At 70.6% G+C, this 2,828-nt stretch carries 2 protein-coding genes; one reads left to right on the forward strand and one right to left on the reverse strand.

Annotated features, from left to right (window positions below; translation table 11 throughout):
* Nucleotides 1-17: 17 nt before the first annotated feature.
* Complete coding sequence (locus FOY91_RS21055; protein ID WP_145155983.1) at nucleotides 18-1,295, forward strand: MFS transporter; 1,278 nt, start codon at nucleotides 18-20, stop codon at nucleotides 1,293-1,295.
* Nucleotides 1,296-1,374: 79 nt separating this feature from the next.
* Here FOY91_RS21055 and FOY91_RS21060 read toward each other — a convergent pair whose 3' ends face one another.
* Nucleotides 1,375-2,673 (reverse strand): ammonium transporter, encoded by a 1,299-nt coding sequence (locus FOY91_RS21060; protein ID WP_238995834.1) that lies wholly within the window; start codon nucleotides 2,671-2,673, stop codon nucleotides 1,375-1,377.
* Between the last annotated feature and the right edge of the window lie 155 nt (nucleotides 2,674-2,828).

Below are 2,828 nucleotides of genomic sequence, written 5' to 3' on the forward strand. Positions count from 1 at the left end.
GTCCGAGGATTGTCCCCATGGCGACGTCGTCCCCTCCCCTCCCGTCAGGCCACCGATCGGCCGGCAAGGCGTCACCCGGCAAGTCCGGCTCCGGCAAGACGCTGGACGCGCTCAACTTCTTCCTCGCCGACGTGCGTGACGGGCTGGGGCCGTACCTCGCCATCTATCTCCTGGCGGTACGCGGGCCGCAGCACGGCTGGAACGAGGCGACCGTGGGGCTGGTGCTGACGATCGCGGGCATCGTCGGCCTGCTGGCGCAGACCCCGGCGGGCGGGCTGATCGACCGCAGCCGCAACAAGCCGCGTATCGTGATGGTGGCGGCGCTGCTGGTGACGTTGAGCAGCCTGTCCCTGCCCGTCGTCTCGGGCTTCACGGCGGTGGCCGTCACCCAGTCGATCGCGGCGGTGGCGGGCGCGGTGTTCGCTCCGGCCATCTCGGCGATCACGCTGGGGCTGGTCGGGCCGAAGCTGTTCGCCAAGCGGGTGGGCCGCAACGAAGCGTTCAACCATGCCGGCAACGCCGTGTCGGCGGCACTGGCCGGCGCGCTGGCGTGGAAGTTCGGCCCGGTCGTGGTGTTCTGGCTGATGGCCGGGCTGACGGTGGCGAGCATCTTCACCGCCTCGCGCATCCGCAACAAGGATATCGATAACGCCGTGGCGCGCGGCCTCGATTGCGAACCGGACAAGGGTTGCGACGAACCCAGCGCATGGAAGACGCTGGTGGAGAACCGGCCGCTGATGGTGTTCGCCGCGATCGCCTTCCTGTTCCACCTCGCCAACGCCGCGATGCTCACCTCGGTCAGCCAGCTGCTCGCGAAGACGGTGGGCAAGGATCAGGCGACCTCGCTGACGGCGGCGTGCATCGTGGCGGCGCAGCTGGTGATGGTGCCGGTCGCGATCTTCGTCGGCCGCCATACGGAGCGGCTGGGGACCAAGCCGATCTTCCTCGCCGCCTTCGGCTTCCTCGCGCTGCGCGGCGCGCTCTACACCGTGTCGAACGATCCGTGGTGGCTGGTCGGCGTGCAGGCGCTGGACGGGGTGGGCGCCGGCATCTTCGGCGCGCTGTTCCCGGTGGTGATCGCCGACCTGACCGAAGGCTCGGGCCGGTTCAACGTGAGCCAGGGCGCGGTGGCGACCACGCAGGGGCTGGGCGCCGCGCTCTCCGCCTCGCTCGCCGGGTCGATCATCGTGTGGGCCGGCTATGGCGCCAGCTTCCTCACGCTGGCCTCCATCGCGGGCGCCGGCTTCCTGCTCTACCTGTTCGCCATGCCGGAGACGAAGAAGGGCAAGGTGTAGGGTCTGTTCGAGAATTCGCGGAAGAGCGAGTTTCGAGGCGGTGCCGCCAAACCCGTCGTAACGGGTTCCGGACGGGCTCTCAGTCGAACTCGTAGGCGCGCTCGCCGTGGTGGCTGAGGTCGAGGCCGTCATGCTCCTGCTCGGCGGTGGCGCGCATCGGCACCAGCAAGGCCGCGCCCTTCGCCAGTACGAAGGTGGCCACGGCGGACCAGAGCGCGACGATCGCCACCGCGCCCGCCTGCACGCCCAGTTGCGGCAGCACGCCGTTCGTCACCGCAGCGCCGGTGCCGCCCAGCGCGGCGCTGCCGAACACCGCCAGCAGCACCGAGCCGAGCATCCCGCCGACGCCGTGCACCGCGAACACGTCGAGCGAATCGTCCACCTTCCAGCGATGCTTCACCGCCAGCACCGCCGCGAAGCAGACGAGCGAGCCGAGCGCCCCGATCGCCACCGCGCCAGCGGGCGTCACCCAGCCCGCCGCCGGGGTGATGGTGGCGAGGCCGGCCACCGCGCCGGTGACGATGCCGACGGAGGTGGCCTTGCCGATCTTGATCCGCTCCACCACCGCCCACGCCAGCGCGGCGGCGCAGGCCGCCAGATGGGTGGCAAGCAGCGCCGACCCCGCCGTCGCATCGGCCACCAGCGCCGATCCGCCGTTGAAGCCGAACCAGCCGACCCACAGCATCCCCGCACCGATCATCGTCATCGCCGGGCTGTGCGGCGGGATCAGCGATTGGGGGAAGCCGCCGCGCGGGCCGATCATGATCGCCAGCACCAGCGCGGACAGCCCCGCCGTGGTGTGCACCACGATGCCGCCGGCGAAATCCTGCACGCCCCATGCCGCCAGCCAGCCGCCGCCCCAGATCCAGTGCGCCACCGGCACGTACACCAGCAGGATCCACAGCGCCGAGAACAGCATCAGCCAGCCGAACCGCACCCGTTCCGGAAACGCGCCGACGATCAGTGCCGGGGTGATGATGGCGAAGGTCATCTGGTAGAGCGCGAACACGTTCTCCGGCATGGTGAGGCCGGCGCGGACCGGCGCGAGGTTGGCCAGCCCGATCGCGGAGAGATCACCGATCCACGGCCCTGCCCCGCGAAACGCCAGACTATACGCGCCCGCGAACCACAGCAGCGAGGCCAGCGCCGCCAGCGCAAAGCAGTGCATCAGCACGGAGAGGAAATTCTTGGCGCGGATCAGCCCGCCATAGAACAGCGCGAGGCCCGGCAGCGTCATGAACAGCACCAGCGCCGAACTGACGATCAGCAGCAGCGTATCCGCCTTGTCGATGCCGTCGACCGGCGCGGCCAGCGCGGGGGCGGCGAGCGATACGCCGAAAGCCGCCGCAGCGAAGCGGCCCATGAAACGCCCGGTCACCGATCGATCCTCCCCCGACAGGCGCCTTTCCGCCTTCCGGGGATGCCGCTAGCCGTCCCGTGCGCCGGACGCAATCGCAGGGCGGCGGGCCGAACGGGCGGCAGGCAGGTGATGGTTGAACAGAGGGCCCCGTCCGGCGCACGGGACGGCTAGCG

It is taken from the genome of Alterirhizorhabdus solaris (genome assembly GCF_007785815.1).
GTDB classification, from domain to species: domain Bacteria; phylum Pseudomonadota; class Alphaproteobacteria; order Sphingomonadales; family Sphingomonadaceae; genus Alterirhizorhabdus; species Alterirhizorhabdus solaris.

Coding starts and splice junctions, on each gene's coding strand:
- FOY91_RS21055 (WP_145155983.1), top strand. CDS start 18: ATGGCGACGTCGTCCCCTCCCCTCCCGTCAGGCCACCGATCGGCCGGC.